Consider the following 24,132-nt stretch of genomic DNA (forward strand, 5'->3'; position numbering starts at 1 on the left):
CTAAGTCGACCGCTGCTCGACGCGGAGACTGTCCGGTACGCGGCCAACCATCGATTTCGGTGGCCCTTGATGCCTGGCCCGCGGGACGGAGTTCCCCGGTGCCGGCGGTTGCCGCTACAGCGATGGCTTAAAAGCACGCCTTCACATAGATCACCACGCTCACGCGACGTGTTCGCCTGGGCTCATCGAAAGCCAATCATCATGACGAAAACCCAATCCCTTGTCGTCGCCACCGATGGGTATGACACCATCGCCGAAGCGATGATGGCCCTCCAGTCCATGCTCGATGAATCTCTCGCGGGGACCTTGAATCTGTTGGAAGAGGAAGGCAGCCATCTTTGGTCCATAGAGTCGGGGACGCATGCTGTGACGTCAATTCCGGCATACGCCCCGAATGCACACAGTCCATTTCCATCCGGCAGCCAGCCCAAGGTGCAATTCGTTGCTTCCTCGGTGGTTTTGATCACGTACTAGGCCAGCGACACTGCCCCGACGAGCAATTCCAAGGGTGGCACTGGTTGCAGGCGATCAGTGAACGACGGCCGGCCCGGCTGGTCCTGAGGGCGTCGTTGATCGATTCGATGATCTGCCGCAGGGGTCAGAAGAACCGGGCCCGGGACGAGGGTCTTCGCCCTTGCGGGCCGGGATCACGAGCACCTACAACCACTTGGCCAGCATCGGAGTCGGGAGCGGAAGTGGCCCAGCAGCGTCGACTCGGACGGGGCGTCGGCGAGGGTCCCTACCATGATCCGCCTGACCTGGGCCGCGGTGCGGCGCGGGAGCTCAATCTTCAACATCGCGGCCAGCGCCAGGACCGAGCCCGGATCCACCGGTCAAGGGTTTCGCGCGAGCAATGCACCGTCTCGCCGGCCGGGCCGGTAGGCCCGGTGGTGGCCAGGGCGGGGTGAACCTTTGAAACCTTACGCCGGGCCGTTCGTTGTATCCGGTTATCGCCAGCCTGACGCCGCCGGCCGGTGCGTCGGCCTCACCGTGCTGCGCGGCCGGGCGGAGCGGGCGCGGGACCGCGGATACTGGACCATTCAATCGTCCATCTTCTTCCCCGAAAATCTGCCCAGCGTGGCTCTCTACGAAAAGGCCGGCTACCGGCGGATCGGCCATCGCGAACACATCGCCCGCATGGCCTACGGGCCCTACGCCGGAGTCTGGCCGGACACGATTCTGGTGGAACAACATTTGTAATGCGGAAATCCTCCGGCAGCCCGGAATCGTAGGAACCCGCTTCCCCATTCGTTTTTTGCGTGACGGCATTGCCGGCCGCTGCCCCACGGGACCAAAGGACCGCCAAACGAAGCTGTGATTTAGCCTCCCACCGAAGTCAACAGTCACAGGGTATCCGGCGCTGCCGAAAGGCGGTCTCAGTTCCGAAGAGCCGAGTCCGTTGGATAAGCCTGAAAGAGGAGCAGAGTCCTGTCAGGACCTTCGCGAAAAACATCCGGCACCGAATTGAGACTTGCCTGTGCGGATAGGCGATGTCTAGGCTGGCGTATGTTCAGGATTTGGCTGGCCGCTGTTGCGTTGGCGCTGGTCCCCGTCCTGGCTGGCTGCGCGCCCGGCCCGGTGTGTCCGGCCATCGCGACCTTCCGTGGAATAACGGTCGTAGTGGGTGCCGACCTTGCGCCGCAGGTCGGTTCCCTGGCGGTCCGGGCCTGCCAGGCCGGAACCTGCACGCAGGAGACTCTGGCGCTGGTTCCGGGGAGTCTCGCGCTTCCATCCCCGTGCCAGTCCGGCCAGGAGGAGCCGTGCACTGCCTCGCCGACTCCGGATGGGACGCTGGTGGGCAACGTGTCGCTACCGGAGCTGACTGAGGAGGCGTTGGACGTGACTATGACCGGCAGCGACAAATCCGGCACTGGTCTTCCGGCGCGCAGCATCACGGTGCACCCGGCATTGACGAGGCCATTCGGCAAGGACTGCCCGGCCTTTGGCCCGATGGCAAGCCTGCGTCTGGGCCTGGCCGGACTGAGTGAAAGTCCGGCCAGGTAGTCGGAGTCCGCCTGCTCGGCAGCCCTTTCCGGTTCCTACGGCATACCGGTAAGGGTGGATTCGGATTGAAAGCATGGGAAGGCAACGAGCGCACCGCAACTGTTCTTCGGAATCACCGCCCGTGTGACATATGAGGATTTTGGATGGCACCCGTTCAATCCAACATCCGCCTCCCGAGCCGCGCAGGTGTTCCTCGGCACGGTGGCAGGGCATTGACCTCGGATCTGCTCCCGCAGGCCAGAACCGTGGCTCCGTCCGTTGAGGAGTGCCCGCCGCGGGCGTAGCGTGCCGGTACGCGTCGGGTGGGCAATACAAACAATGCCTCGAACGCGCGGGCTAGCCTTGTCGTGTTGTACGCCGTCGTTGTATGCACCACTCCGGCGTGCACGCCAACGGGCACGCCTGATGCCACGCCATCGGCCGGCGCTACGTCCAGTGCTCTCTCCGGAGAGGGAACGGAGATCACCCCGTTCAATGCCGATCCGATACAGACGTTCAACTGCGTGGATCCGATCAGATCCGGGGACTCAGCCGATGCAACGGCGGCCGGTACCGCCGTGCTGGCCACCACCTTGCATGTGCCTGGTTGCTCGTCCGGGCAACACCCAGATGCCAACTGGCTCGTCTACCCGGGAGGTTTTTGGCTCACAGCTCCCGCATGCGTTCCGTTGACCATCCGAACCGATGCCGGGTCCCAAACCATCACCATTCCGGTCGGGAAGAGCTGCCCTTAAGGCAAGCGACAATTGCCTACCGGCACGGAAGAACGTGAAGTTCTTTACGTCTCCTGATGCGGATGCTGATGTCGGTCCGTGTCGCCTTCCCCATGGATCCCGGCGGTCTTGGCCAGGTGGTTCCATCCCACGCTGCTTAGGGTATGCCACGCTGCGTGGACTTCTCGGGCGGGGAGAACGGCAGCGCTCGTCTCGCCCGCCTCCAACGCGATGGCTAACCGCCCGGCGGCGTTGGCAAACTGTGTTGCCTGTGGCTGGAGTTCCTCTGGCCAGAAAACGGCAGCGACCGCGATGAGCGCGTTGTGGGCGTGCCCGGACCACGATGGGTCGATCGTGGGCGATGCCGAGCCAAGGGCCATGTCGATGCCATGGAAGCCGGCGCCGTCGATGTAGGAAAGGGCAGCGATCATGCCAACGGTTTGGGCGGCGGTTTCGCTGCCCGGGCTGCCGTGACCATTCATTGGATTCTCCTTTTGGGGTTGGCGCGCCGCTGACCTGCCCGTCCCTCGTCGACGGCGGCTTGGAGGCTTCCGTACTGCTTTCGTTGCCCATACCCGGTCATGCCCCGCGGTTTGTACAGCGACAGCGTCGTGGCCACGAGCAACACCAGCAGTGCGGCACCGGCCTGGACCACGACTTGGATCCTCAGCCCGCGAAGACTGGTGCTGGATAATGCCGTGGCTGCCGCAGCGTCTGCAAGCCCGCTAATGGGGCCCATGTGCACCAGCAAAACGGCAGTGGCCAGGACCGTTATCAGTAGCTTTATCAGAACCCAATAGTGCCGGAATAGGCCCCAGGTGGTCCCCAGCGATGAGACAACCCCGGTAAGCAACGAAGCGAGCGCCAAAGGGACAATGACAAACCAGCCGGTCATCTCCGTCGCAAGATACGCGGCCCGCACCACCTGGGCATCCGGGCTGGCCAGGCCGGCAACGGCGAGAGCCAGGAATGCAGCGACCGCGCCGAACCAGCCAACCGAGGACGTCACATGCGCGGTGAGCACGGCCTTGCGGAGGCGGGGCGTCATGGTCATCACGGCGTGTGGCTCCCTATGCCGCCGCCGGCCAGGTGGTTGATGACAAACAAAAGGATCAGGACGGCGGCGATGATGCCAAACACCTTTACCCACCGTGGTGTGCCGATGGGCGCTCCGCGACCGCGCCCCACTCCGGTGTCGGGAATGGCGTCATCCTTGGGGTCGCGGCCGGGGGGCACGTCGGTCATGTAGGTTTCCTCTTCTGCCATGGGTGGTATTTACGATGCCGAGTCCACGTTATCGAGACACTCTGTCTTAATCAAGACGGAGTGTCGTGACGTCGTCGTCTCGTATACTTGGATGGTGCCGAAGCTATGGAATGAGACTATTGAGGCGCACCGCGGTGCGGTGCGGGAGGCAATCCTGGACACCGCGGCGGCCTTGGTGTCCGAGCAGGGGCTGCTGTCCCTGACCATGTCGCACGTCGCCCAGATGGCCGGCATCGGGCGCGCGACCCTCTACAAGTACTTTCCGAATGTCGAAGCAATCCTTCACGCCCAACACGACCGCCAGATTGCCGGCCACCTCGAACACCTCGCCGCAGTCACGCACGCGGGAGGAGATGCGGGCCACCAGTTGGAGGCGGTGCTCCACATGCACGCCATGATGACCTACGAGCACCGCGGCTCGGCCATGGCCGCGACCATGCACCACGAAGGTGCCCGGCAACGCCAAGACGCCTTTATCCAGGACGTGCTGCGCCGCGCCGCCGAAACCGGCGCCATCCGCAATGACCTGACACCCGAGGAACTCGCAAACTACTGCCTCCACGCCCTCGCAGCGGCCGCGGAATCGACGTCGACGGCGGCCGTGCAGCGCCTCGTCCACCTCACGCTCGATGGCCTTCGATCAAAGGGCTGAACCGTGGGCATCCCGCAGTTTCCCGCCCTTTCGCCCCCAAGGCCCGAGACAGGGGCACGCATGGGCTGGTTCTCAACCACGAGAGCCGCAATCCACCGCTGAGTGTCGCGGATGTCCCCTGCCCAGGGGCGCCGGGCGCCCCTGACCTGTTCTTCGCCAGGCCGCGGGCGCGGTTCCTGTCGAAGGGCTGGACCGGATTCTCTGGCAGGGATGGCGCTTGACAGGCAGGGGCGGGCGCGGGTGGCCCCTGTGGCAGGCCCATCCTGGGAGACCGGCTTGATGGCGCCGCCGCACCGCGAACGCGTTTCCCCGGCAGCGGGGTGGGGTGCGGCACCTGGAAGTCCGGTCGGTGCGACGGGCCCGCGGGCTGGTTTCCCGTGTGGCCAACGTGGATCCGCATACCCCCGGGGGGTACTGGCCTTATACCCCACGGGGGTATATTGTTAGCTTCAGTCACAGAGAGGAGCCATGATGAGCGAAATGGTTGATGAACACATCGATCACGGCTACACCACCGACAAGGACGCCTACCTGCGCCGCCTGAAGCGCATCGAGGGGCAGGTGCGCGGAATCGCCCGCATGGTGGACGAGGACAAGTACTGCATCGACATCCTCACCCAGGTGGCCGCAGTCAACAAGGCGCTCCACGCGGTCAGCCTCGGTCTGGTCGAGGACCACATCGCCCATTGTGTCGTCGGCGCCGCCCGCCAGTCCGATGCCAGCGGCGACCCGGCCATTGTCCAGGACAAAGTCAAGGAAGCCACCGACGCCATCGGCCGGCTCCTGCGCTAGACCACCGCACCGAAAATTGGGAGAAACCACCATGAACACCACCGTCAGCATTTCCGGCATGCACTGCGGCCATTGTGTTGCCTCGGTCACCGAAGAGCTCGAATCCCTCAAAGGGGTCGAAGCAGTCGCCGTCGAGCTGAATGTGGGCGGTATTTCCACCGCCACCATCACCTCGCACCTGACGATCCCGCCCGAAGAGATCGGGGAGGCCGTCGCCGAAGCCGGGTACCTCGTCGTATCCAACGACGCCTAGACCACACCCACCACCGAAGGAAGCATCCATGAGCACCGAAGAGTTGCTGCGCCAGCCCTCCACCCATGTGATTGAGCTCGACATCGAAGGCATGACCTGCGCATCCTGTGTCGGCCGGGTGGAGCGGAAGCTCGGCAAACTCGACGGCGTCCAGGCCTCGGTGAACCTGCCGCTGGAATCAGCCCAGGTCAGTGTCCCTGAAGGAATTTCCGACCAGCAGGTCATCGACACGGTCAACGCCACCGGCTACAAGGCCCGGCTCAAACCCGTACCGTCGCCCGGCCTCGACACCCGCACCTCCGACATGTCCGGCCACGTACACGCCATGCAGGGCGGCCAGGACCCGGACGCAGTGCCGGGTGCCGACAGCCATGACCACACGAACCACGGAGGAACCGCCGCGGCGCTGCGGCCGCGGCTGGTTCTGGCCGTGGTGTTGAGCGCCCCGGTGTTCCTGATCTCCATGTTTCCTGCCCTGCAGTTTCCCCACTGGGGCTGGGTGGTCGGCGTCCTGGCCCTGCCCGTGGTGACCTGGTCCGCGTGGCCGTTCCACCGGGCCGCAGGCATCAACGCCCGCCACCTGGCATCCACCATGGACACGCTGGTGTCCCTGGGCGTCATCGCCGCCTACCTCTTCTCGGCCGTCATGCTGGCCACCAACCCCACCATGACGGCCCATCCGGGGATGGGCGGGCACGCCGAACTCTACTTTGAGGTCGCCGCCGTCGTCACCACCTTCCTCCTGCTGGGCCGCTATTTGGAAGCGAACGCCAAGGCACGGGCCGGGGACGCGCTCAAGGCACTCCTGCGCCTGGGGGCCAAGGACGCCACGGTGATCCGTGGGGGATCCGAGGTGAAAATCCCCGTCGATGAGCTGGTCCACGGGGATGTCTTTGTCGTCCGGCCCGGCGAAAAGATCGCCACCGACGGATTCGTCGTCGAGGGCCGCTCGGCCATCGACGCCTCGCTCATCACCGGGGAATCGCTGCCCGTGGACGTGGACGTCGATGACACGGTCACCGGAGCCACCCTCAACACCTCCGGGCGGCTGCTCGTGAAAGCCACCCGGGTGGGAAGTGAAACCACGCTGGCCCAGATGGGGCGGCTGGTCAGCCAGGCCCAGTCGGGCAAGGCCCCGATTGCCCGCCTGGCGGACCGGGTCAGCGCCGTCTTTGTCCCCATCGTGATCGGGATCTCCCTGCTCACCTTCCTCCTGTGGCTGCTGACCACCGGCAACGTGCAGGACGCCTTCACCGCCGCCGTCGCCGTCCTGGTCATCGCCTGCCCCTGCGCCCTGGGCCTGGCCACCCCCGTGGGCCTGTTGACCGGCACCGGGCGCGGCGCCCAACTGGGCATCCTCATCAAGGGACCCCAGGTCCTGGAGGACACCCGAACGGTGGACACGATCCTGCTGGACAAGACCGGAACGGTCACCACCGGCAAGCTCGCCGTCGCCCGCACCCGCCCCCTGGACACCCTTGACGCGATTGAGGTGCTCCGCCTGGCCGGGGCCGTGGAGGCCGCCAGCGAGCACCCCATTGCCCAAGCGATCGCCCACGCCGCGAAGTCCGGTCCGGGCCTTGCACCGGTGTCGGACTTCGAGTCCGCCCCCGGCGGCGGGGTTCGCGGAACGGTTGACGGACAGACTGTGTTGGCCGGCCGGGCCGGCTGGCTGACCGGGAACGGCATCGCCCTCACCGCGGCCCACCAGGCGGCCCTGGAAGAGGAGCAGAATACCGGGGCGACGGCGATTTGGGTGGCCGTCGACGGCCGGCCCGTGGGCATCATCAGTTTGGAAGACACCATCAAGGACGGCTCCCGCGCAGCCATCGCCCGGTTGCAGGCGCTGGGTCTGCGCCCGATCCTGCTCACCGGCGACAACGCGGCGGTGGCAGCCCAGGTGGCCGCGGCCGTCGGCATAGCGGCCCAGGATGTCTTCGCCGAGGTCCTGCCCGAGGGCAAGGTGGAGGCCGTCAAGCGGCTGCAGACGGAAGGGGCCACGGTGGCCATGGCCGGCGACGGCGTGAACGATGCCGCCGCCCTTGCCCAGGCGGACCTGGGCATCGCCATGGGCTCTGGCACCGATGTGGCCATCGAGGCCGCGGACCTGACGGTCATGGGGAACGACCTGGGCCAGGTGGCCACCGCCATCGAATTGTCACGGAAGACCCTGGCAACCATCAAGACCAATCTGTTCTGGGCGTTCTTCTACAACGCCATCGGCATTCCCGTCGCCGCCCTGGGCCTGCTGAACCCGATGATCGCCGGCGCCGCGATGGCCGCCAGCTCCGTTTTGGTGGTGGCGAACTCGTTGCGGCTGCGCCGGTTCGGACGGCAAACCCGCTGAAGGGCGAACCGGCGGCCATACCTGTGGTCATCTTCCCTGGCACCGGCTCGTCGAGCGCCCGATGTCCGGTGGTGATTCGGGCCGAATCCTGGCGTCCGCGAATCGCCGCAGGGCATGGACCGCTCGGCGGCTGCCCGGGATAGAGGATCCTCCCCGAGATGTTTGCCCGCCGCGCAGCGCTGAAACCATCCGGGGACCCGACCTGCGCTACTTCGCCCGGACGGCCGTGAATCCACCGGTGGGCCCGCCGGCAGCCGTCCACTCGGTAGGCTGGCTGCATGCCCGTCGCCTTTGTTGCCAGTCTCGCTGCGACCGTCGCCGCCCTCCTGGTTCTGCGGCGCCTGGTGCCGGGTTTGCCCCTTCGCCGGGCGGCAGCGCCCCTTTCGGTGGCTGAGGCCATCGTGGCCGCCATGGGGGTGATCGGGCTGGCCTGGCACTGCGGCGCCATGTTCTACCGCCCGCTGGTTGGAGGCCTTCCGGGCACCGGCGTCATGATCGATCAGATCAACGCAATGGGCGTCGCGAGCCTCATCTGGTACGCCGTGCCGGCTGTGTTGCTGCTGGTTGGATTGCGCCGCCAGCACGCCGTGGCGGTCGTGGCGATGGCCGTGGCCTTGCTCGCCGTTGGGGTGACGATGTACGACGACGGCCCCCTCCCGGCGCATCTGGCCGCGATCTTCGCCAGCGTCGTCGTGCTCGCCGCCGTGGTCTCACTGCTGATCGTTCCGCCGTGGAGGCGACGCCCCGTGGTGTCCGGAAAGTAGCCTCCCCCGTGTGGCCGCCGCGTGAGCGGCCCCAACACCCTCCCGTCCCTGGCGCAGGGCATCGCACTCCGCCCCTTGCATGGCTGTCGACGCCGCCGGGTATCCCCTGGGGACATGGGGCCGCACCTTCATCCAGCCTCGGGGCGACGGTGGTGACATTGGCCCATCGGGTGGCCGACCCCGTTCCGCCACCCCACGGACGAACCAAGTAGCTCCGGCATCATACCGGGTACTCCGCGGCCAGAAGCGGGTACCCCACACTCAAGCCCTGGCGCCTCCGCTTTCTGTAGCGTCCATGGAAGCCGGGGGGCAAGGCGCGCGGTGTTGTGTCAGCGCATTGGCGCAGGTGCCGGGTGCCGTGAATCCGCGGCCCCGGCAACAGGCAGGACGTTCCAGGAGGCTGGTCTCACATGGTTCAGAAGAAGACGGCGCCCCACGGGCCAAAGAGTAGCGCACCGACGGCTCCGGACCGGCCCGGCCGGGGAACCCGATGGGTGGCCTCCCTGGTCGCCCTGCTCCTGATGGGCTTCTTCATCGTCGCCACCGGGGCCCCGGCCCGGGCCGCCGCCCCGACCACAGTGACCCTGACCTTTGACGACGGCGACGGGGACCAGATGGCCGCGGCCGCCATCATGAAAACCTATGGTCTGCACGGCACCTTCTACACGCCCTCCGGGTACATCAACCAGCCCGGGTACATGACGGTGGCCAATCTGAAAACCCTGGCCGCCGACGGGAACGAAATCGCCGGGCACACGGTGACCCACGCGGACCTGGCCACCCTGCCGGCCGATGAAGCAACACGGCAGATCTGCAACGACCGGGTCAACCTGACCAACTGGGGCTTCCGCGTCACCAGCTTCGCCTACCCCTTTGCCTCCCTGACCGCCGCGACGGAGACGATCGTGAAGAACTGCGGGTTCAACAGCGCCCGCGGCCTCGGAGACATCCAAACCCGCTTCGGCTGCGCCGGCTGCGACCTGGCCGAAACCATCCCCCCGGCCGATCCCTACCTGACACAGGCCCCCGACGAGGTGGACAACACCTGGACGCTGGCGGACCTGCAAAAAACCGTCACCCAGGCCGAAACGGGCGGTGGCTGGGTCCAGCTGACCTTCCACCACATCGGCACCGGAGGAACGGACCCGCTCATCATCTCGCCCACACTCTTTGGGCAGTTTGCCGCGTGGCTGAAGACACGCCCCGCCACGACCGTGGTCAAGACGGTGGACCAGGTCATCGGCGGCACGGTCAAGCCCGTCGTCTCCGGCCCGGCCGTGCCGCCTAAGACGGCGGGCAGCAACCTGATCGCGAACCCCGGAATGGAAACCCTGGCCAACGGTGTGCCGCAGTGCTGGCAGAACGGCGCCTACGGCACCAACACGCCCACCTTCACCACGGTTTCGCCGGGGCGCACCGGAACCAGGGCTGCGGTGCTGACCATGGCCGGATATGCCAGCGGCGACGCCAAATGGCTGCCTGCCTTGGACCTGGGCGGGTGTTCCCCCAGCGCCACGCCCGGACACGCCTACGCCCTGTCCGCCTGGTACAAGTCGAGCGTGCCGACGCAGATCGAGGTCTACTACCGCACCGGCCTGGGGTCCTGGACCTACTGGACGGCGAGCCCGTTCTTTACCTCGGCCACGGCCTACCGGCAAGCCTCCTGGACCACACCCGCACTTCCCGCCGGGGCCAGTGCGGTCAGTTTTGGGCTGAACGTGGTCAGCAACGGCACCCTCACCACCGACGACTACACCATGTACGACGCGGCAACGATCCCGCCGCCGCCTCCGCCGGCGCCGGGCACCAACCTCGTCTTGAACCCGAGCCTGGAAACGGCCGGAACCAACGCCCTGCCGCAATGCTGGCAGGCCGGAGGATACGGGACCAACACCCCCGTCTTCAGTGCCAGCTCCGCAGCGCACACCGGCACGAAGGCCGAGAAGCTAACGGTCACCGGCTACGCCAACGGTGACGCCAAACTCCTGCCGACCATGGACAACGGAAGTTGCTCGCCGGCGGGAATTCCCGGGCACACCTACTCGCTGCGCACCTGGTACACCTCCACCGTGCCGACGCAATTTGCGCTCTACTACCGGGCCGCCAACGGCACCTGGACGTACTGGACGTCGAGCCCGTGGTTCGCTTCAACGGCCGCCTACGCCCACGCGGTGTGGACGACCCCGGCCCTGCCGGCCGGCGCCACGGCCATCAGCTTCGGACTCAACCTCTTCCAAAACGGGACACTGACCACCGACGATTACGCCCTCTACGACACGGTCGGAGCACCGGCCCCCTGACAACCGCCACCGGCCCGGCACCGGCGATCCGGCGGGCGGCAAGGGCCTACGAACCGGTTGCGGGGGAGGGGCTTGGCGGGCCGCGGCCGGCCCATCCTGTTCCGCGCGTGTCCGGGTTCGGATGCGCAGCAGGGTGGCAGCGGCGACGATGAGCGCCATCACCGCCGCAGCTGCAATGCCGGTGCGCAGCAACACCTCCAACACGCTATCGGCTGGTTTTCGGGACAGCGGGAGGCCGATGCGCCGGGCCAGTGGACGGGGGTCTGGTTTTCGCTGTCAGACCCGGCCTTGGGCACCACCGCACCGGGCGAGGTGGGCACGGTTGAGTTCCTCCAGCAACCAGAGTAGGTCCCCGGCCAGCTGCTGGTCCCGCAAGGGGGTCGGCATCCAGGCGGGATGGTTGGCCAGGGCCTGGATGGCGCCGTCGAAGATCTGGGGGCTCATGCGCATCAGCACCCCCGGCACCGCATCGACCAACAGCTCGATGAAGACGTAGATGAATTCGATCACGATCAGGGCGCTGACGGCCCCGGCGACGCCGCCTTCGATGATCGGCACCGTCATCAGTAGCCCGACGACCGGAACCAGCACCATCAACACCTCATCGGCCGGCACCCCAGAGACACCTCCAGCCGTGCCGCACCGGCAGGGCCCAGGGTTTGCCGGGCCAGGGTCAACGGTTTGCCGATGCCGACCAGCGGCGGAACCACGAACAGGCAGCAGGTGACTTTCAGGGTGAAGGCCCACCGCGGGTCGTGGCTGTAGACACCGGTTAAGCCGAAGCTGAGGGCGGCGAAACTCCCCAGCCCCAGAACGTAGAACGCCAACGTCCGCCAGACCGGCCAGCCCAGGCCCAGACGCCGGGTCGCGGCCAGACCGCGGGCGTACAGGACGGCGGCAGGAAGAAGGATCGCCAGGGCGGCCCAGTTCAGGGTCCACGAAGTGGCCACCACGTCCCAAGGTGGCATGGTCAGCGTTTCCCTTTGGCCGTCTGGCCGGCCATGATGGCGCCGATGAGGATCAGCGCAGCCCCGGTGGGGTAGCCGATGAAGATGTCGGCCGCAATGCTCGGTCCCTGGCCGTTGGGTGCGAGGTGGGTGATCCAGTGCGAGAGGGCGACCAGGGCGCTGGCGGCCATGAGCGCCTGGCCTGCCCGGATCAGCCGGCGGCGACGGCGGTGGCTTTTCGCTGCCTCGTGGTCGGATTCGTTGGTGTTCCTGGTGCCTCCCTGGGCGGTTGGTGGGGTGTGGTGGGGATGCCGGTCAGCCGTTGGCGCCGCCGGAGCAGGCTGCCCCGGGTTCGGGGGTTTGGGGCCCCTGGGCGTAGGCCTTGATGAAGGCGGGGAGGCGGGCGTCGGCCGGGTCCTGCAGGCCCAGCTGGGTGCCCCAGGCCGTGACGGTGACCGGTGCCTGCTGGGCGGCGTTGGGGCTGAGCAGGACGTACGGATTTCCCTTGGCCAGGGCGGTGAGAGTGTCCACCCCTGGTTGGGGGAGCCCGGGTTTGTAGGTGATCCAGACGGCGCCGTGTTCCAGGGAGTGGACGGCCCGGTCTTCGTTGACCGGGTCGGTGTAGATGCCGCAGTTGGTCCAGGTCGGGGAGTGGTCGCCGCCGACCCCCGGCTGCTGTGGGTAGGTCACCAGGGTCTGGACGTGGTTGCGGGAGAGGTTGCTGTAGGTGGCGACGCCGGCGATCGGTTGCTTGGCCGCCTCGGAGACGGCATTGCGTTGTTGGATCGATCCGGTGACAACAACGGCCACGATGGTGATGATGGCGGCCACCAACAGCCCAAAGCCGCCATAGACGAGGAGGTTCCATTTGCGTTGTTTGGCGCGGTGGCCGGCGTAGACGGCGTCGAGGATGGCCTGGCGTTCGGTGCGCCGGTCGTTGGACTTCTTGCTCATTCGGAGTTCCTTTCAGGGATGAGGCGGGGTTCGGGGCGCGGTCTGTCCGGTGTCGCGGACGAGCGTTCCCGCCGGCGCAGCAGCAGGTATGCGGCCAGGCCGGCGAGCAGCAGCAGCGCGGAGACCCAGGTGTTCACCCGCAGGCCCAGGATGGTGTTGGCATAGTCCGAGCGCAGCAGCTCAAAGACGAACCGGCCGGACGTGTAGAAGATGACGTAGAGGGCGAAGACGGATCCGGCCCCGAGCCGGAATCTGCGGTCCAGGAAGAGCAGGAGCGCGGCCGCTGCCAGGCACCAGAGGGATTCGTAGAGGAAGGTGGGCTGGAAGTAGCCCAGGACGACCGGTGCGCCCGTGGCGTCCGTGACGGCCCGCCCGGTGGTGAAGTCCATCTGGTGGATCTGCAGCTTCCATGGAAGCGTGCTCGGGTCGCCGTAGAGTTCATTGTTGAACCAGTTGCCCCACCGTCCCAGCCCCTGGGCGAGGAGCAGGCCCGGGGCGGCGGAATCGATGAGTGCCGTGAAGGGGACGCCGTGGCGGCGGCAGCCGATGTACGCCCCGACCAGGCCCAGGGCCACGGCACCCCAGATCCCCAGCCCGCCGTCCCAGATCTTCAGCGCATCCCACGGGTTTCTGCCGGGCAGGAAATACAGCTCCGGGTCGGTGATGACATGGTAGATCCGTCCGCCGGCGATGCCGAAGGGCACCGCCCAGAGGGTGACGTCCAGGATCGCCCCGGGGCGCCCGCCCCTGGCGGTCAGCCGACGGCCGGCGAGCCAGACGGCCAGAACGATCCCGGCAATAATGCACAGGGCGTAGAAACGCAGGGTCAGGGGGCCGAGCTGGAGGGCGCTGACCGTCGGGGAGGGAAGGAAGAGTTCCGTCACGGTGGGGTGGTTCATGAAGGGCCTGCCTTAGCTGATGTAGGAGAGGACGCCCATCATGCCGCGTTCGGCATGGTAGGCGTTGTGGCAATGGAAGAGCCACTGGCCGGGGTTGTCGGCGTCGAACTGGACGGTGACGCTCTGCCGGGGCCGGACGATGACGGTGTCCTTGCGCGCCCCGCCGTCCCCGACCTGGAACGTGTGGCCGTGGATGTGCATCGGATGCCACATGTCGGTGTCGTTGATGAACTTCACCTCCACCCGTTCGCCCACCTTCAGGTCGAAGGTGTTCTCGAGGGGTTTGGCCATGTCGAAGCGGTGGCCGTTGATGCCCCAGTCGTACTGGTCCATCCCCCCGGTCAGGTGCACCTCATGGGTACGGTCCGGTGTTCTGGCGGGCAGGTTCACGGACGGGTCCGCGCGCAGCTGGCCCCCGTCGACCACATTTCCCGTCAGGGTGGTGGGCAGGGCCGCCTTCGCCGGTGCCGTTCCGGTGCCGGTGGAGACCAGGCCGAAGCTTATCTGGCCCTTCCCCTCGGCCAGGGCCAGCACCGGGGTGTAGCCGTCGCGGACGGTCAGGAGTGCGTCGATGCGTTCGCCCATCCCCAGCACGACGGCGTCGACATCGGCGTGTTGGACGGGGAAGCCGTCGGTGTGGGTCAGGGTCAGTTGCTGGCCGGGGACCCCGACCCGGTAGGCGGTGTCGCCGGCGGCATTGATGATGCGCAGCCTGATCCGTTCCCCTGCCGCGGCCGTAATCGTCTCGGGGTCCTCCGGGTCACGTCCGTTGAAGAGGTGGAGGGGGTAGGCGACGTCGCCGGCGTCACCGCCGAGGAAGTCGCTGGTGGCGCCCATGAGCATGTGCCCCATCACCATGCCGCCTCCGCCACCGCCGTGGTTCATGCCTCCCATGCTGCCCATGCCCTTGGACAGCTCCTGCAGGACCTCATCCGGGGTTCCGGTGACGCCGTCGAGCCAGTCGTCGAGCACGATCACCCAGTCCCGGTCGTAGGCGAGGGTCTCCTGCGGGTCCTGGACGATGAGGGCGCCGTAGAGGGCGCGTTCGCGCTGCATTTCCACGTGCGAGTGGTACCAGTACGTGCCCGGGTGCGGCAGCTTGAAACTGTAGGGATAGTCCTGGCCTGCGGCGATCGGGTCCTGGGTGAGGCCCGGGACGCCGTCGGCGTCGTTGCGCAGGGCGAGTCCGTGCCAGTGGATGCTGGTGGCCTCCGGGAGCCCATTGGCGACGGTGACGTCGAGGAGGTCTCCCGCCTGGGCGCGGATCGTCGGCGCGACGAGGGCGCCGTTGTAGCCCCACGTGGTGATGGTCTTGCCGGCCAGGGTGGTGGTGAAGGGTGCCGGGGCGAGGTCCTGTCGGACGCCGGCACCGGTGGAGGGGCGTTTGGATTCGTAGTCGGCGACGAGTGGGTCCCCGGGCAGGATCCGCTTCGGCCGGGCCGGTGCGGTGGCCGGGGTGCAGGCGGCGAGGGCCGCCGTGGCCGTGGCCGCGACGGAAAGCCCCATGAAAGAGCGTCTGTTGAGTTGGAGGGTCATCTGCTGTTTCCTTGGCGTGTGGTGGGTTAGACGGGGGTGGTGAAGGTGCCGGCGAGGTTTTGCACCTGGTAGATCCATTGGATCCAGAGGCCGCTGACCATGGTGAGCCCCAGGATGATCAGCAGGGAGGCGCCGGCAACGTTGACGGTGCGGATGTGGCGGCGGACGACCGAGAGAACCCGGGTGACCCAGCCCAGGCCCAGGGCGGCCAGGGCAAAGGGGATGCCCAGGCCCAGGCAGTAGATGAAGGCCAGCAGGGCCCCGCGCCAGGCATTTCCGCTCGTCACGCTCAGCGCCAGGACGGCGCTGAGCGTCGGGCCCATGCACGGTGTCCAGCCCAGGCCGAACACGATCCCCAGCAGGGGTGCGCCGGCGAGCCCGGTGCGGCGGGTCAACGGGATTTTGCGCGTTTGCTGCAGCCAGGAGAATTTTCCCAGCAGCACCAGCCCCATCGCGATCACGATGACCCCCAACCCGCGCATGAGCGGGTCCTGCCAGCGCACGAGCCATGACCCGATGAGTCCAAAGGCCGCCCCGTAGAGGGTGAACACGGCGCCGAATCCCAAGACAAACAGGGCCACACCGGTTAGCACGCGGCGCCGGTTCCGTGGCTGGTCCGGGTCGGTGAGCCCGGAGACATAGCCGAGGTAGCCCGGCACGAGGGGCAGTATGCACGGCGAGAGGAAGGACACGATGCCGGCGATCAGGGCCAGTGGAATGGCTCCGAGCAGGGCGCCGGAGGTGACGGTGGTGGCGAAGAACTCTCCGATGGTCATGGGGCTAGGGAGTGGCGGGGCGGAAGGTCGCGCCGCCGTCGGTGGAGACCTGGACGCCGGTGGTGGTGGAGGCCCAGATCCAGGGTTTGCCGGGCGTTCCCTCCATGGCGGTGATGGCGTTGACCTGGCCGCTGATCCGTCCCGTCTGCACCCAGCCCACGCCCGCATCGGTGGAGACGTACACGGTCCCGTCCGGGGCCACTCCGGCGGCCACTATCGCGGCCTTGTCCGCCGAGGCGGCGAAGGCGGCGAACTGCATGAGCGGCGCCGCGGAGTTGGACTGCCAGGTCTTGCCGCCGTCAGTGGAGCGTTGCAGGCCGTTTTGGGTGGTCGCCAGCACAACCGTGGTGGTGGGGCTGCCGGCGAGGACGGCCGGGGTGAAGGCCGCCGTCGCGGGTGTCCAGGTGGTGCCGTCGGGGCTGGTGAGCAGGGTGCCGTCGTAGGCGACGAGGCCGGTGTTGGTGGAGGTCAGGGCGTGGAAGTCGGACTGGCCCTGCCGGGAGACCGGCGCCCACGTTTTCCCGGAGTCGGTGGAGCGGATGAGCCCGGCCGGGTTGGGCAGGGTTGAGCCGGGGCCCGGGTGGCCGGAGGCGTAGAAGACGGTGGGGTCGCCCGTGGGGGTGAAGCCCATCAGGTCAATGGTGTCGCTGATTTTGACCGGGGCCTTGGAAGTGGCGTCAAAGAGCCCGTCATGGGTGGCCAGCAGGATCCTGGTGGACATTGGGTCGACGCTGATGCCGTGGACATGCCCGCCGGTGGCTGCGGGGGAGGGGTCGGCGGCGGGTGCGCCTGTGGAGCATCCGGCCAGCACGAGGGGCAGGGCCAGCAGGGCCACGGCGGATGCTTTGCGGGTAGGGAAAATGGGGGTGCGGGATGTCACGGGGTACTCCAAAAGAGGATGGCGAAGGAGGGGCGGTGGCCCGGCACGGGTCCGGGCCACCACCACTGGGGGAAGGGGCCGGCTGCTAGAGGGTGGCCAGCAGGGCCTTCATGTCCTTGATTTCGGATTCCTGGCTGGAGGCGATGCTCTTGGCCAGGGCGAGGGCGTCGGCGTTCTTGCCGCCGGTGGCCTCGGACTTCGCCATCTCGACGGCGCCTTCGTGGTGGGCGATCATCTGGGAGAGGAACAGCTTGCTTGCCCCGGTGCCCTGCGCTGCTGTGAGTTTGTCCATATCGGCGCCGGTCATCATGCCGTTCATGCCGTGGTTGCCGGCCATGGCGGTGGGCTCGGACCAGCCGGTGAGCCAGCCGGTCATCTTTCGGATTTCCGGGCCTTGGGCGGCCTTGATGTCCTTGGCCAGGGTGGTGATTTTCGCGTCGAGGCCGGTCTTGGCGAGCATGATGTCGCTCATCTCCACCGCCTGGGCGTGATGCGGGATCATGGCCTGGGCGAACATCGTGTCGGCGGAATTGTGGTCCCCGCCGCTAACGGGTGCCTGGGTGCTGGAGGTGGTTGAGCCGCCGTGGTCATGCCCGGCATGGAACCACCATCAGTGCTTGTGGAGCACCCGGCCAGGGCGATCATGGCCGCAGCAGCGGTGGCGGAGAGGGGCAGAAATTTCTTCATAGGGAACAGTCCTTCACTAAAAAGGGTCTCGATAGGTAGCCGGCACTCCCTGTTTGGGGTGCGTGTCGATGGGGGCCTGCCACAAGGTGGCGGCCCGGGCATCGGTTTATGTTCGGCTGATCGAGAGCTGGGCCAGTGACGGGCCGTCGGGCGCCCGGCCCCGGGTGTTGGGACTGGGCGTGCCGGTGAAGGCCGTCCAGGCGGAGACGCGGGTGAATGTGCCGGGGAGCGGGGGGGCCGGGGTGGCCGGAGCCACCGAGGGGACGCATGCCCCGTGCAGGTCCATCGAACCGGGACAGGCGGGAGAGCAGCCGCACATGGCCGGAGACTGGTTCTGGTCCGGCTTGGCCGGGCCGGCTGCAGGGGTTTCGGCCGACGTGTGGTGCGCAGCGACGGGGGTGGCACGGCCATGTCGGGCGCGGTGGCCGGGCTTCCCATGGCCGCCGGTCCCATCGACACCATCTGGGCCCCGCCCATGACGTGCATGCCCAGAAGCCCGCCAATGATGGCCAGCACGGCCGCCAGGAGGCCGGCCCACCGCAGGAAGGATCCGATGCCGGGCATCTCAAGGGTGCTGCGCATCGACGGGTCCTTTCCGTGGGTGGGGTTGGTGTGCATTCTACCGGTGCATGCTCCGGGCACGCACAGGGCCGGTGTCAGTGCACGTCGGCCGGGTTGAGTGTGAGGCGCCGCAGGAGCTGGGCGTTCAGGGCCACCACGATGGTGGAGGCGGACATGAGGACGGCCCCGGCCGCGGGGGAGAGCACGACGCCGGCGAAGGCCAGCACGCCGGCGGCCAGCGGGACGGAAATGATGTTGTAGCCGGTGGCCCACACCAGGTTCTGCCACATCTTGCGGTAGCTGGCCCGGGACAGGTCCACCGTCGACAGGACGGCCCGGGGGTCGTTGCCGGCCAGCACCACCCCCGCCGATTCCATCGCCACGTCCGTTCCTGCCCCAATCGCAATGCCGACCTCGGCCCGGGCCAGGGCGGGTGCGTCGTTGACGCCGTCGCCGACCATGGCGACCTTCAGGCCGCGGGCCTGCAGCTCGGCGACCTTCTGGTCCTTGTCCTGGGGCAGGACCTCGGCGAAGACCTCATCGATGTGCAGTTCGGCGGCCACGGCGGCGGCGACCTGGCGGGCGTCGCCGGTGATCATCGCCACCGCGATGCCCCGGCGCTGGAGTGCCTGGACGGCCTGCCTGGATTCGTCGCGGACCTCGTCCTCCAGCGCAACGGCGCCGATCACGGCCCCATCCCGGATCACGTGCAGCACGGCCGCGCCCCGGTCCATCCACGCCGTCGTCGACGCGCTGATGGGCTCCGGCTCGGCCAGCTGGAGCTCAGTGAGCAGGGCCGGCCCGCCCACGGCGACGTTGGATCCGCCGACGGTGGCCCGGACGCCGCGGCCGGTCAGTGACCGGAAGTCCGTGGCTTCCAAGGCCGGGCTGCCGGTGTGGCGGGCGGCGGCCAGGATGGCGCGGGCCACGGGGTGTTCGCTGTCGGACTCGACGGCGCCGGCCAGGGCCAGCAGCTCATCGGTTGTCACGCCCTCGACGGCCACCACGCCGGTGACGGCCGGTTCGCCCCTGGTCAGGGTCCCGGTCTTGTCGAACAGGACGACGTCGATGGTGCGCATCCGCTCCAGGGCCATCCGGTCCTTGATCAGCACCCCGGCCCGGGCCGCCCGCTCGGTGGAAATGGCGATCACCAGCGGGATCGCCAGGCCGAGGGCATGCGGGCAGGCGATGACCAGGACCGTCACCGTCCGGGTCACGGCGTCGGGGACACTGCCCAGCAGCGACCAGACGATGAACGTGATAAGGCCCGCCCCAGAGGCGAAGTAGAACAGGAACGCCGCCGCCCGGTCGGCCAGGGCCTGGGCGCGCGAGGTGGAGGACTGTGCCTCGGCGACCAGACGCTGGATGCCGGCCAGTGCGGTGTCGCCGCCCACGGCCGTCACCTTGACCCGGAGGGAGCCGTCGGTGGCGACCGTCCCGGCCACCACCGGATCCCCGACGGTGCGGGGGACCGTTTTGGATTCGCCGGTGATCATCGACTCGTCCACCTCCGCGGATCCGTCGGTGATCTCGCCGTCGGCGGGCATCCTGGCCCCCGGACGGACCAGGACAAGGTCGCCGGCGGCCAGTTCGGCGACGCTGACGGTCTCGGTGCCGCCGTCGATGACACGTTCGGCTTCATCGGGCAGCAGCGCCGCCAGGGCGTCCAGGGCGCCGCGGGCCGAGCCCAGGGCCCGCATTTCAATCCAATGCCCCAGCAGCATGATGGCCACCAGCAGCGCCAGCTCCCACCAGAAATCCAGATCAAACCCGCCGATGCCCAGGCTCGTCACCCAGGACGCGATGAACGCCACACTGATGGCCATGGAAATCAGCAGCATCATCCCCGGCTGCCGGGACTTGAGTTCCTGCCACCCGCCCCGCAGGAACGGCTGCCCGCCGTACGCGAAGATGACGGTGCCCAGCAACGGCGGAATCCACGCGGCCCCGGCGAACCGAGGCGGGGCGTAGCCCAAAAGGTGCCCGGCCATGGGGCTGAAATACACCACGGGGACGGAGAGCGCCAGTGTCAGCCAGAAACGGTTCTTGAACATGGCGGTGCTGTGCCCGGCATGCTGGCCCTGGCTGTGGACGGCATGGTCATCGTGGTCCATGCCGCCGTGCCCCATGGCTGCATGGTCCATGGCGGGGGCCGGTCCGTGGAGGCCGGCGGCCGGGGCGTGTGCCACGCTTGGGTGGCCGTGTCCGTTGCTGTGCTCTTCCATGGCTCTCCCTGCCGGGGCTGGTTGGAGGGTTTCTAGTTTCCTGTGACGGCGTAGCCGGCCGCGGCAACCGCGGCGCGGACCGCCGCCGGGTCCGCCGTGCCGGAGACGGTCAGCGTTGAGGTGCCGCCTGCGACCAGGTCGATGCTGGCCGATTCCACGCCGGCAACGGCCGAGACGGCCGTCTCGACGGTCTGGACGCAATGCCCGCAGGTCAGTCCGTCCAGCCCGTAGGCCGTGCCGGTTGCATCGGCCGGTGCGGCGGTTGTTGCCCCGGTGGAGCAGCAGGCGCAGGAGGTTTCCGCGGCGGGGGTCAGGGTGAGGTCTTTACGGGTGTCGGTTCCGCACATGTCGGGTGAGTCCTTTGAACGAGGTGGTGTGTGCGTTGCGGGTTGAACGGCAGTGGCGGCCGGAAGGATCATCGGCCGGGACAAACTGCTTCACTGACAACAACACCAATATACCCCCTGGGGGTATTGTATGCAAGGCCTCCGGGGCGCGCCATGGCCGGGCGGATCCAGTGCGTGGACAGCGTCGAGGATGCGCTGCGGGCGCTGCGGGTCTGGCAACTTTTGGCCAGCCTTGGCGGGCGGGCCCATTGCTGCCCCGTCCAGCGCGGGCCTAGAATGATCCTGCATCACTCGTCCCGGGGGCATCTTGGTTGTGGGCAATGGCAATGCCCGCCACCCACGGTCGAAGTCACTCATCTGGGCGCAAAACACCTGCCAGGTGCAGGCACCAGCCCAACCGGCCCCTGCGCGGAACAATCCGGGGCCACCTTCTATGGCTCGTTCACTGCGCAATGCCTTGGTTCTGCCCGGGGCAGCAATTCCGGAAATCATTCTTGACCGCCGATATCGTGCTGGCCGGGCACAACCGCAACCCGCACAGCGGATCTAAAGCGCATTGGCCGTGGGCGCCGTCCATGACGGAAGAAGTGCACAATGAGACGCAAAATCACCACGGCATTGATCTCCCTGGCGATGGTCATTCTTGGGACCGTTGCCATCGCTCCACCTGCAAACGCGTCATCCGGTGGCAGTTTTTGTTTCGTGAACGCGGACGGGAGCGCCTATGCAAACCTGCCTGCGTTTGTTCAATTGAGCCCGGACAACTCCACTGGCTGGTTCAATGTCATGGAGATGGCTACCGAGGCGACCGGATGCGGCGCGTTCACCCTGACGGGAAGCTATACCGGTTACTTCGTCCGCGCTGTGGCGTACCACGATTTCCACAACCCCGGCGAGGGAGCCTTGATCTACTGGTCAGGCATTGCCCCGCTCAACGGGATTCCGGGTGATGCGGCACCGCACCTCGGGACCGGCATCGTCACCTGTACCCCGTGGGCGCTGCCCTGCGAGGCATTTTAGCCGGCACCTGCAGTCCAGCCGCAGCCGTCAGGCCCGGGGCGAGGCCCCGCCCAGCCGGGCCGTGACCAGCCGCGCGGCACCGGCGCAGGCCTCGCCCAGCGCCTGCAGCGTTTCGGGGGAGACCCGGAAGCGCGGCGCCGGGATCAGCACGGCGGCTACGACGTCGCCGCGGTGGTCGTAGACGGGGGCGGCGACGCCCACCTCGTCCATGGAGGATTCCCCGTAGTTGGTGGCGTAGCCGCGGCGGGCGGCGTCCTGCAGCCGGATCAGGTAGCCCTCCAGGCTGGTCTCGTCCAGGCCGGGGTAGGTGATCGTGCCGCTGTGCATGAGGGCGCGCACGCGTTCCTCCGGCTCGGTGGCCAGGAACACCTGGACGGAGGCGCTCATGGCGTCGTGGTAGCGGGCGCCCAGCGGGGCGGTGTGCTTGACCTGCTTGGGGCTGGCGATCTGCTCCACGCACATGGATTCGGTGCCGTGCCAGACCATCAGGGCGCTGGTTTCGCCGGTGCGCTCGGTCAGCTGGCGGAGCACGGGGTAGGCCACCTTGCGCTCCTCCAGCTCGGCCAGCAGGGGGCCGGCGACGGCGATCAGCCCCAGGCCCAGTTTGAACCGGCGGGAGTCCACGTCCCGCTCCACCAGCTCCTCCGCCTCCAGCGTGGCCAGGATGCGCGAGACGGTGCTCTTGTGCAGCCCCACCCTTGAGGCAATGTCCGTCACGCCCAGCATCGGTTCGGCAGCGGAAAAGCAGCGCAGCACGGCGATGGCGTTGACAATGACGGAGGTGCCGCGGGCGTCGGTGGTGCTGTCGCTGGACTCGGTTTTGGCTGCAGGGCTCATAGTGCTCACTATATTTCCGTATCGGGGCCCGGTGCGGCGCCACGGGCTCCGTGGCGCCGCACCGGCCGGGGTCAGGCTCCGATGATGTTGTATTCCGGGCCGAACGGGAACTTGGTGATGTTCTCCGCGCCGTCCTCGCCCACCACCAGGATGTCGTGCTCGCGGTAGCCGCCGGCGCCCGGCTGGCCATCGAGCACCGTGATCATCGGCTCCATGGAAACCACCATGCCTGGCTCCAGCACGGTGTCGATGTCCTCGCGCAGCTCCAGCCCGGCCTCGCGGCCGTAGTAGTGGCTCAGGACGCCGAAGGAGTGGCCGTAGCCGAAGGTGCGGTTGGCCAGCAGGCCGTGGCCCACGTAGATCTCGTTCAGCTCGGCGGCGATGTCCTTGCAGACGGCGCCGGGCTTGATCAGTTCCAGGCCGCGCTGGTGGACCTCGACGTTGATGTTCCACAGTTCCAGCGAACGGGCATCTGGTTCGCCGTAGAACAGCGTCCGCTCCAGGGCCGTGTAGTAGCCGCTCGTCATCGGGAAGCAGTTGAGCGAGAGGATGTCGTGCTCCTGGATCTTGCGGGTGGTGGCCCAGTTGTGGGCACCGTCGGTGTTCAGGCCGGACTGGAACCAGACCCAGGTGTCGCGGATCTCGGAGTTGGGGAAAGTGCGCGCAATCTCGTGCACCATGGCCTCGGTGCCGATCAGGGCCACCTCGTACTCGGTGATGCCGGCGGTGATGGCGTTGCGGATGGCCTCGCCGCCGAGGTCGCCGATGCGGGCGCCGTGCTTGATGACGGCGATTTCCTCGGCGGACTTGATCATGCGCTGGCGCATGGCGGCCTGGGCCACATCCACCAGCGTGGCACCCGGGAAGGCGGCCTGGATCTTGTTGCGGTTGTCCGTGGGCAGCGAGTCATCCTCGACGCCGAGACGGCGGGCGTTGATGCCGCGGGTGCGCAGGCTTTCCTGGATGGCAAAGATGTAGTTGTCCCGGCGCCAGTCCGTGTAGACCAGGTTGTCGCCAAAGCTGCGGCGCCACGGCATGCCGGCGTCGATGTTGGCGGTGACGGTGACGGTGTCGTCCTTGGTGACCACCATGGCGTAGGAACGGCCGAAGTAGGTGAACAGGAAGTCGGAGTAGTACTTGATCGAGTGGTAGCTGGTCAGGACGACGGCGTCCAGCTCCTTTGCTGCCATGATCTCCCGGAGGCCGGCCAGGCGGCGCTCAAACTCGGCGTCGGAGAAGGTCAGCTCCACTTTTTCGCCATTGTGGAGGACCTTCAGGCGCTCCAGCTCTGTGACGGAGGTGGCGGTGTCGGGGGTGGTGATGCTCATGGTGTCTCCTTTAGAGGTGATGGTCGTGCGGAAGGGAAAAGCGG

The 24,132-nt window shown here is 67.5% G+C and carries 24 protein-coding genes and 1 pseudogene; 10 read left to right on the forward strand and 15 right to left on the reverse strand.

Annotation, left to right across the window (positions count from 1 at the left end; genetic code table 11):
• Nucleotides 1-201 precede the first annotated feature (201 nt).
• From ACQCSX_RS17660 to ACQCSX_RS17670, 3 genes are all read left to right on the forward strand, one after another.
• Nucleotides 202-474, forward strand: a complete 273-nt coding sequence (locus ACQCSX_RS17660) for a hypothetical protein (RefSeq protein ID WP_427016536.1) — start codon at nt 202-204, stop codon at nt 472-474.
• A gap of 438 nt (nt 475-912) precedes the next feature.
• Nucleotides 913-1,200 carry an N-acetyltransferase family protein gene (locus tag ACQCSX_RS17665; protein ID WP_427016537.1) on the forward strand — a complete coding sequence of 96 codons (288 nt, stop codon included), beginning with the start codon at nt 913-915 and terminating at the stop codon, nt 1,198-1,200.
• Nucleotides 1,201-1,845: 645 nt separating this feature from the next.
• Complete coding sequence (locus ACQCSX_RS17670) at nt 1,846-2,004, forward strand: hypothetical protein (RefSeq protein WP_427016538.1); 159 nt, start codon at nt 1,846-1,848, stop codon at nt 2,002-2,004.
• A 778-nt stretch (nt 2,005-2,782) separates the two neighbouring features.
• On the opposite strand, the gene ACQCSX_RS17675 is transcribed toward ACQCSX_RS17670, so the two are convergent.
• The 3 genes from ACQCSX_RS17675 to ACQCSX_RS17685 are packed head-to-tail and all read right to left on the reverse strand — an operon-like array spanning nt 2,783 to nt 3,962.
• Nucleotides 2,783-3,199: a hypothetical protein gene (locus ACQCSX_RS17675; RefSeq protein ID WP_427016539.1), complete on the reverse strand. Its 417-nt coding sequence runs from the start codon at nt 3,197-3,199 to the stop codon at nt 2,783-2,785.
• The gene (locus ACQCSX_RS17680) at nt 3,196-3,771 is read right to left on the reverse strand and encodes a DUF2269 domain-containing protein (protein WP_427016540.1); all 576 of its coding nucleotides are present in this window, start codon (nt 3,769-3,771) and stop codon (nt 3,196-3,198) included. The genes ACQCSX_RS17675 and ACQCSX_RS17680 overlap by 4 nt, the downstream gene beginning before the upstream one ends.
• A complete protein-coding gene (locus tag ACQCSX_RS17685) occupies nt 3,771-3,962 on the reverse strand; it encodes a hypothetical protein (RefSeq protein WP_427016541.1) in 192 nt (63 codons plus the stop codon). The genes ACQCSX_RS17680 and ACQCSX_RS17685 overlap by 1 nt, the downstream gene beginning before the upstream one ends.
• Nucleotides 3,963-4,077: 115 nt before the next feature.
• Here ACQCSX_RS17685 and ACQCSX_RS17690 point away from each other — a divergent pair, with 115 nt between their 5' ends.
• From ACQCSX_RS17690 to ACQCSX_RS17715, 6 genes are all read left to right on the forward strand, one after another.
• The gene (locus ACQCSX_RS17690; protein ID WP_427016542.1) at nt 4,078-4,635 is read left to right on the forward strand and encodes a TetR/AcrR family transcriptional regulator; all 558 of its coding nucleotides are present in this window, start codon (nt 4,078-4,080) and stop codon (nt 4,633-4,635) included.
• Between the two features lie 480 nt (nt 4,636-5,115).
• Nucleotides 5,116-5,427, forward strand: coding sequence for a metal-sensitive transcriptional regulator (locus ACQCSX_RS17695; protein WP_427016543.1), 312 nt, complete (start codon nt 5,116-5,118; stop codon nt 5,425-5,427).
• 31 nt (nt 5,428-5,458) lie between these two features.
• The gene (locus tag ACQCSX_RS17700; protein WP_427016544.1) at nt 5,459-5,680 is read left to right on the forward strand and encodes a heavy-metal-associated domain-containing protein; all 222 of its coding nucleotides are present in this window, start codon (nt 5,459-5,461) and stop codon (nt 5,678-5,680) included.
• A 28-nt stretch (nt 5,681-5,708) separates the two neighbouring features.
• Nucleotides 5,709-8,027, forward strand: coding sequence for a heavy metal translocating P-type ATPase (locus ACQCSX_RS17705; protein WP_427016545.1), 2,319 nt, complete (start codon nt 5,709-5,711; stop codon nt 8,025-8,027).
• 278 nt (nt 8,028-8,305) lie between these two features.
• Complete coding sequence (locus ACQCSX_RS17710; RefSeq protein ID WP_427016546.1) at nt 8,306-8,791, forward strand: hypothetical protein; 486 nt, start codon at nt 8,306-8,308, stop codon at nt 8,789-8,791.
• Nucleotides 8,792-9,285: 494 nt separating this feature from the next.
• Nucleotides 9,286-11,091, forward strand: coding sequence for a polysaccharide deacetylase family protein (locus ACQCSX_RS17715; protein WP_427016547.1), 1,806 nt, complete (start codon nt 9,286-9,288; stop codon nt 11,089-11,091).
• Nucleotides 11,092-11,367: 276 nt separating this feature from the next.
• Here the strand turns inward: ACQCSX_RS17715 and ACQCSX_RS17720 are convergent.
• The 10 genes and pseudogenes from ACQCSX_RS17720 to ACQCSX_RS17765 all read right to left on the reverse strand — a co-directional run bounded on the left by ACQCSX_RS17720 (nt 11,368) and on the right by ACQCSX_RS17765 (nt 20,903).
• Nucleotides 11,368-12,059, reverse strand: a pseudogene (locus ACQCSX_RS17720) (cytochrome c oxidase assembly protein).
• 2 nt (nt 12,060-12,061) lie between these two features.
• Entirely contained in the window at nt 12,062-12,229 is a 168-nt protein-coding gene (locus ACQCSX_RS17725; RefSeq protein ID WP_427016548.1) for a hypothetical protein, read from the reverse strand.
• Between the two features lie 124 nt (nt 12,230-12,353).
• Nucleotides 12,354-12,992, reverse strand: a complete 639-nt coding sequence (locus tag ACQCSX_RS17730; protein WP_427016549.1) for a DUF3105 domain-containing protein — start codon at nt 12,990-12,992, stop codon at nt 12,354-12,356.
• Entirely contained in the window at nt 12,989-13,891 is a 903-nt protein-coding gene (gene lgt, locus ACQCSX_RS17735) for a prolipoprotein diacylglyceryl transferase (RefSeq protein ID WP_427016550.1), read from the reverse strand. The genes ACQCSX_RS17730 and lgt overlap by 4 nt, the downstream gene beginning before the upstream one ends.
• 12 nt (nt 13,892-13,903) lie before the next feature.
• Nucleotides 13,904-15,427, reverse strand: coding sequence for a multicopper oxidase family protein (locus ACQCSX_RS17740; protein WP_427016551.1), 1,524 nt, complete (start codon nt 15,425-15,427; stop codon nt 13,904-13,906).
• Between the two features lie 26 nt (nt 15,428-15,453).
• Nucleotides 15,454-16,203, reverse strand: coding sequence for a cytochrome c biogenesis CcdA family protein (locus ACQCSX_RS17745; RefSeq protein WP_427016552.1), 750 nt, complete (start codon nt 16,201-16,203; stop codon nt 15,454-15,456).
• Nucleotides 16,204-16,207: 4 nt separating this feature from the next.
• Nucleotides 16,208-17,083, reverse strand: coding sequence for a F510_1955 family glycosylhydrolase (locus tag ACQCSX_RS17750; protein WP_427016553.1), 876 nt, complete (start codon nt 17,081-17,083; stop codon nt 16,208-16,210).
• A gap of 85 nt (nt 17,084-17,168) precedes the next feature.
• Entirely contained in the window at nt 17,169-17,585 is a 417-nt protein-coding gene (locus tag ACQCSX_RS17755) for a DUF305 domain-containing protein (RefSeq protein WP_427016554.1), read from the reverse strand.
• Between the two features lie 841 nt (nt 17,586-18,426).
• Entirely contained in the window at nt 18,427-20,556 is a 2,130-nt protein-coding gene (locus tag ACQCSX_RS17760) for a copper-translocating P-type ATPase (RefSeq protein WP_427016555.1), read from the reverse strand.
• 32 nt (nt 20,557-20,588) lie between these two features.
• A complete protein-coding gene (locus ACQCSX_RS17765; RefSeq protein ID WP_427016556.1) occupies nt 20,589-20,903 on the reverse strand; it encodes a heavy-metal-associated domain-containing protein in 315 nt (104 codons plus the stop codon).
• Between the two features lie 594 nt (nt 20,904-21,497).
• Between ACQCSX_RS17765 and ACQCSX_RS17770 the strand changes: the two genes are divergently transcribed.
• Nucleotides 21,498-21,923, forward strand: a complete 426-nt coding sequence (locus tag ACQCSX_RS17770; protein ID WP_427016557.1) for a hypothetical protein — start codon at nt 21,498-21,500, stop codon at nt 21,921-21,923.
• 27 nt (nt 21,924-21,950) lie between these two features.
• Here ACQCSX_RS17770 and ACQCSX_RS17775 read toward each other — a convergent pair whose 3' ends face one another.
• Nucleotides 21,951-22,760 carry an IclR family transcriptional regulator gene (locus ACQCSX_RS17775; protein WP_427016558.1) on the reverse strand — a complete coding sequence of 270 codons (810 nt, stop codon included), beginning with the start codon at nt 22,758-22,760 and terminating at the stop codon, nt 21,951-21,953.
• Nucleotides 22,761-22,831: 71 nt separating this feature from the next.
• A complete protein-coding gene (locus ACQCSX_RS17780) occupies nt 22,832-24,088 on the reverse strand; it encodes a M24 family metallopeptidase (protein ID WP_427016559.1) in 1,257 nt (418 codons plus the stop codon).
• Nucleotides 24,089-24,132: the final 44 nt, after the last annotated feature.

It is taken from the genome of Pseudarthrobacter sp. P1 (assembly GCF_050156935.1).
GTDB lineage: Bacteria > Actinomycetota > Actinomycetes > Actinomycetales > Micrococcaceae > Specibacter.